This is a genomic window from Henriciella sp., from assembly GCF_049649345.1.
Classification (GTDB): domain Bacteria; phylum Pseudomonadota; class Alphaproteobacteria; order Caulobacterales; family Hyphomonadaceae; genus Henriciella.
Genome location: NZ_JBARZC010000368.1, coordinates 1 through 5,629 on the forward strand (window position 1 = coordinate 1; position 5,629 = coordinate 5,629).

6 protein-coding genes and 1 pseudogene are annotated in these 5,629 nt (G+C 59.4%); all 7 read right to left on the bottom strand.

Features of this window, described 5'->3' with window-relative positions; translation table 11 throughout:
• The coding region (locus tag WA989_RS10065) for an ABC transporter permease (protein ID WP_424340368.1) at positions 1 to 835 on the bottom strand (835 nt) is incomplete at its 3' end.
• On the bottom strand, positions 835 to 2,154 hold the full coding sequence (proS, locus tag WA989_RS10070; protein WP_424340369.1) for a proline--tRNA ligase: 1,320 nt from the start codon (positions 2,152 to 2,154) through the stop codon (positions 835 to 837). The genes proS and WA989_RS10065, both read right to left, overlap by 1 nt.
• Positions 2,155 to 2,257: 103 nt before the next feature.
• On the bottom strand, positions 2,258 to 2,500 hold the full coding sequence (locus WA989_RS10075) for a DUF1467 family protein (protein WP_424340370.1): 243 nt from the start codon (positions 2,498 to 2,500) through the stop codon (positions 2,258 to 2,260).
• Entirely contained in the window at positions 2,497 to 2,931 is a 435-nt protein-coding gene (mce, locus tag WA989_RS10080) for a methylmalonyl-CoA epimerase (protein WP_424340371.1), read from the bottom strand. Before mce ends, WA989_RS10075 begins: the two co-directional genes overlap by 4 nt.
• Before the next feature lie 9 nt (positions 2,932 to 2,940).
• A complete protein-coding gene (locus WA989_RS10085) occupies positions 2,941 to 4,620 on the bottom strand; it encodes a ribonuclease J (protein WP_424340372.1) in 1,680 nt (559 codons plus the stop codon).
• A gap of 1 nt (position 4,621) precedes the next feature.
• Positions 4,622 to 5,395, bottom strand: a complete 774-nt coding sequence (locus WA989_RS10090) for a type III pantothenate kinase (RefSeq protein WP_424340373.1) — start codon at positions 5,393 to 5,395, stop codon at positions 4,622 to 4,624.
• Positions 5,379 to 5,629: pseudogene (locus WA989_RS10095) on the bottom strand (hypothetical protein); the annotation flags it as partial. The gene WA989_RS10090 and the pseudogene WA989_RS10095, both read right to left, overlap by 17 nt.

Below are 5,629 nucleotides of genomic sequence, written 5' to 3' on the forward strand. Positions count from 1 at the left end.
CGCGCTCGACATTCAGCGCGTTGAGATAGCCGGCGCGCTGTTGCTTCCAATCCTGCAGATAGAACTGGCCGCCAATCGCCTGATTGATATCGCGCATGGCCTGATCGGACCGCATCGGGTCGTCGAGGCGAACATCCAGCAACTGGTATTCATCGCGCTTGTTGAAGAAGAGCTGGGCCTGCTGCATCGGCATCAACACGTACAGCTTGTCGAGCTCCACGCTCCCCGTCGAGAAGACATCGCCGACGGTGTAGGATTTGCTGCGCGGCGTCACACCGAATGGGCCTGAAACGCCTTCCGGTGCGATGAGCCTGATCTGGTCTCCGGGCCCGATCCGTAAATCCGACGCCAGAAACGCGCCGATGAGCACGATGTCTCCGCCATTGCGCCCTTCGCCAAACCCTGCCGCATCCGCCGTCGAGCGTCCGCCCTTGAGATAGGGCAAATTGTCGAGGTCCTCTGATCGCACGCCGCGCACGACGGCGCCGGTCCGATTGTATTCGGTCGTCGCCAGCACTTGCTGCTCGATGATCGGGGACGCGCTCTCAATGCCCTGCAGCTCGATGATATCATCGACAAGTCCTTCAATCTGGCCTTCGGGATAGCCCTCAACGGTCACGAACACATGCCCCTGGCCGCCCAGCAGCGCATTCAGCAGCGTTGAGCGGAAGCCTGCCATGACCGACATGATAACGATCAGCGCCGTCACAGCCAGCATGATACCGAAGAAGGAAATGATCGAGATCAGCGAAACACCGCCATGCTGACGGCGCGCACGCAGATAGCGCCACGCTAGCGCGCGCTCGACCTCACCGAACGGAGCTGACTTCGCCATCAGCCGCCTTTCACCTTCGCGATTGCATCGGCGAGTTCGACATCAAGCTTTTCACCGGTCTTGCGGTTTTTGAGCTCGACCTTGCCGGCTTCGACCCCGCGCGGACCGATCACGATCTGCCAAGGCAGACCAATGAGGTCCATCCGGTTGAATTTTGATCCGGGACGCTCGTCGGTCTCGTCGTAGAGAACGTCGAGACCAGCCGCGGTTAGCGCCTCATAGGCCTCGTCGGCGACCTTGGCGACAGCCTCATCCTTGGGCCGCATGGAAATCACGCCGACATCGAACGGCGCCACCGCTTGCGGCCAGACAATACCATTTTCGTCATGGCAGGCTTCGATGATGCCGCCGACAAGGCGCGAGACACCGATGCCATAGCTGCCCATCTGGACAGGCACGTTTTCGCCGTCTGCGGTCTGCACGGTGGCATTCATCGGTTTTGAATACTTGGTCCCGAAGAAGAAAATATGGCCGACCTCGATGCCGCGCGCGGAAACCTGGCGCTCGGCCGGGATTTTCGCGAACTCGGCCTCGTCATGTTTCTCTTCAGTCGCGGCATAGAAGTCGGTGCGCTTGGTGACCTCGCTTGACAGATCGCCATCAAAATCAAGATCAAGACCCGGCGCTGGCATGTCCAGCATTGCCTTGTCGCAGAAGACCGCACTTTCGCCTGTCTCCGCGAGCACGATGAACTCGTGGCTGAGGTCGCCCCCGATCGGGCCTGTATCGGCCTGCATGGGGATTGCCGTCAGGCCCATCCGGTCAAACGCATTGAGATAGGCGCAGAACATCCGGTTATAGCTCTCGCGCGCCGCCTCTTCTGTGAGATCGAACGAATAGGCATCCTTCATCAGGAATTCGCGGCCACGCATTACGCCGAAGCGCGGACGGATTTCATCGCGGAACTTCCACTGCGTGTGATACAAATTCAGCGGTAAAGCCTTGTAACTTTTTACATAAGAGCGGAACACATCGGTGATCAGCTCTTCATTGGTCGGTCCGAACAACATGTCGCGCTCATGGCGGTCGGTGATACGAAGCATCTCCTTGCCATAGTCCTCATAGCGCCCGCTCTCCTGCCAGAGTTCGGCCTGCTGGATGGTCGGCATGAGAAGCTCGACAGCGCCGGCGCGATTCATTTCCTCGCGCACGATCTGTTCGATCTTCTGGAGCACTTTGAAGCCGAGCGGCAGCCAAGTGTAGATCCCTGCCCCATTCTGGCGGACCATTCCGGTCCGTAGCATCAGCTGGTGGGAGACGATCGCCGCATCGGCGGGAACATCCTTTGAAACGGGCAGAAAATATCGGGAAAGGCGCATCAGGTCAGAAGCTCGATCTGTTTTTGAAGTCAGCGCTTTGTTAGGTGGGAGCTGTACAAATGGCTAGAGGTGGAATGCAAATAGCGAACGCCGCTGCTGGGGCTTATTTGTAATAGGTCTGAAGCAGCGGGATCACGACCAGCCCGGCAATCGCTGTACAGATCACCGCGCCAATCGTCGCCCACATCATTTTCTTCGGCATCATATGCTGGGCCGGCGCGCCCTCTTCCGTCCCGTCCGTGACGTCGCCTTCCTCAAACTGGCCGCGCACGCCAATCGGCAGGACCGCGAACAGGCACATCCACCAGGAAATCAGGAAAATGACGACGCCGCCGACAAGGTTCATGAGTGGTCGCCTCTGGGTGTTTCCATCAGTTCGATGAGCACACCATTGGAATTTTTCGGATGTACGAAGATGATCGGCGTTCCGTGCGCGCCAATCCGTGGCTCACCAAGCACGGTTGCGTCCCGCGCCTTCATTTCGGTGACGGCCTCATGGATATCGTCGACCTCAAAGCAGACATGATGCTGCCCGCCCTTCGGATTCTTCTGGATGAAGTTCCAGATTGGGCTTTCTTCGCTCAGCGGCTCGATCAGTTCGATCTGACTGTTCGGCAAATTGACGAAGCAGACTCTCACGCCCTGAGCCGGTATGTCGAATGGCGTCGTGATGTCGGTGGCACCGTAGAGCGTCTTGTAGGTCTCAATCGCCTCAGGAAGCGACGGTACGGCAACGCCGACATGGTTCAAGGGGCCAATCTGGAATGGCTTCGACATCGGGCTTCCTCACACTCTCATTATGGTAACATCGACGATCGGCTTGCGCCCGAAAACCTTCTCGCATGCCCGCCGAATGGCTCTCACCAGCAGGGTCTCAACTACGTCATCATCGAGCCGTTTTCGACGTGACAAACCGTCTAGCGCTTCGTCGCAAGCGATCTCCAGAGCGTCAAGCGACTCGTCTGCGAGGCTTCCGTCTTCTTCCGACAAGCCGCGCGATGTCACGAACGGACCATCGGCGATACCGCCGCCTTCGTCGAAACTGACGCTGGCGGTCACATAGCCATATTTCGAAATCGAAATCCGCTCTTTCAGCCCTTCCGAGCCTGCCGGCACGAGCCGGCTCCCGTCCAGATGCAGCCGCCCGTTCGGTACGACGTCAATTACTTCCGCCATGCCCGGCGCCAGCCGGATCATGTCGCCATTGCGAGGTGTGACGGCTTCGCTGACCTGCAGCGATCTTGCGAAATTCGCATGCTCCATGATGTGGCGACGCTCTCCATGCACCGGCACGGAAATGCGCGGGCGCACCCATTGATACATCCGCTCCAGCTCATCGCGCGCCGGGTGGCCGGATACGTGGATCACATCCTTGCTCATCTTATCGGTGATGATCCGCACCCCCTTCTCGGCGAGCGCGTTCTGAAGATCGAAAATGCCTTTTTCGTTGCCAGGTATGACTCGCGAGGAGAACACCACCGTGTCGCCCTTCCCAAGGCTGATATGGCGATGGGTCTCGGCCGCAATCCGGCCAAGCGCGGCGCGTTCCTCGCCCTGGCTGCCGGTGCAGAGAAACAGGATCTTGTCTGGCGGGAAGCTTCCTGCATCGGCCTCATCGACCAGATCCGGAAGGTCGGCGAGGACCCCTGTCGCAACAGCGGCGTCGACGATCTTGTGCATGCTGCGTCCGGCCAGGCAGACGCTGCGCCCTGCCAGTCTGGCTGCCTCGATGACCGTCGCCACACGGGCCACGTTTGAGGCGAAGGTTGCCACCGCAACGCGGCCTTTGAGAGAGCCGACCAGCTCGATCAGATTCTTCCGGACCGTCGCTTCAGACCCGCTTTCGCCTTCAACGAACACATTCGTACTGTCACACACCATGGCGAGCACGCCCTGATCACCAAGCCGCTTGAGCCCTTCGATATCGACGCCTTCCCCAATCAGCGGATCGGGGTCGATCTTCCAGTCGCCCGTATGCAGGATCGTTCCGGACGGCGTCTTGATGGCCAACGCATTCGGCTCCGGTATGGAGTGGGTCAGCGTCATATAGGTCACGGTGAATGGGCCAGCCTCAACCTCCCCTTCCAGCGGCACCACATTCACATCGACATGGCTGAGCCCGCGCTCGGCCAGCTTTCCAGCGATGAGGTGTGCGGTAAAAGGCGTCGCATAGAGCGGCGCCCGCAGACGCGGCCAGAGCAGGCCAACCGCACCGATATGGTCTTCATGCGCATGGGTCAGGAAAATCGCATCGATCTGGTCTGCATATTCGACGATGAATTCCGGATCGGCGCAGATCAGGTCGACGCCCGGTGTCGTATCGTCGCCGAAGGTCACGCCGAGATCGACCAGGATCCACCGTCTGTCATCGGGCGGGCCATAGCCGTAGGCGTTCAAGTTCATCCCGATCTCGCCGCATCCGCCAAGCGGCAGGAAGACGAGTTCGGGGGTGTCAAGATTTGGCATATCAGCCTTTTTTGTTGCGTCGATAAATTTCGAGAAGACCCGCTTCCATCAGCGTCTGGTCATAATGATCTATGGTGGCGCTCGCGCCTTCAAAGAGGGAAGCTACACCTCCCGTCGCGATCACTGTCATCGGCTTGGCGTATTCTTCCTTTACCCGCCGCACAAGCCCGTCGATGAGATCGATATAGCCCCAGAACACCCCGCTCTGCATCGCGGCGACGGTTGAATCGCCGATAATTTTGGCGGGACGCTGGATCGCGATACGCGGAAGCTGGGCAGCGGCATCGTGCAATGCACGCATCGAAAGGTTGATGCCGGGGCTGATAATGCCGCCTTCAAACCCGCCATCGGGGCCGACGATGTCGAGCGTCGTGGCTGTTCCGCTATCGATTACGATGAGTGCGCCTGGATATGCGATGTGCGCGCCGATCGCCGCGACCAGCCGGTCCGCGCCGACCTGCTCAGGCCGTGCTATGCGGATCGGCACGCCGAGCTCCACACCCTCTTCGCCGACCACCATCGGTTCAACGCCAAAATAGCGCCGAGACAGGTTCCGGAAGTTGAACAGCGCCTGGGGCACAACCGAGGAGATGACGCATGCATCGATGTCATAGACCGAGACTTTGCGCATATTCATCAACGGACCGAGCCAGACGACATAATCATCGGCCGTGCGGCTTGGGTCCGTGGCGCTGCGCCACATCGCCACCCAGTCTTCCCCGTCGTGCAGCGCAAACACAGTATTCGTGTTGCCAATATCAATCGCGAGCAGCATCGCTCTTTATCTCCCTGACGAGCTCGACATCGCCCGCCCTTATCGTTTCAACGCGTCCATCGCCATGCTCACGCTTCAAGCCGCCATCAGTATCGAGGCCGACGAACCGGCCCGTCCTGGCATCCTGGCCCTTACCGATCCTGACAGTGTCGCCGAGACCTTCAGCTACGGTCTGCCAGTCCCTGAGTGTTTGTGCAAAGTCAGACTGTGCCTGGTTGTGACGGGCAGCAAAAG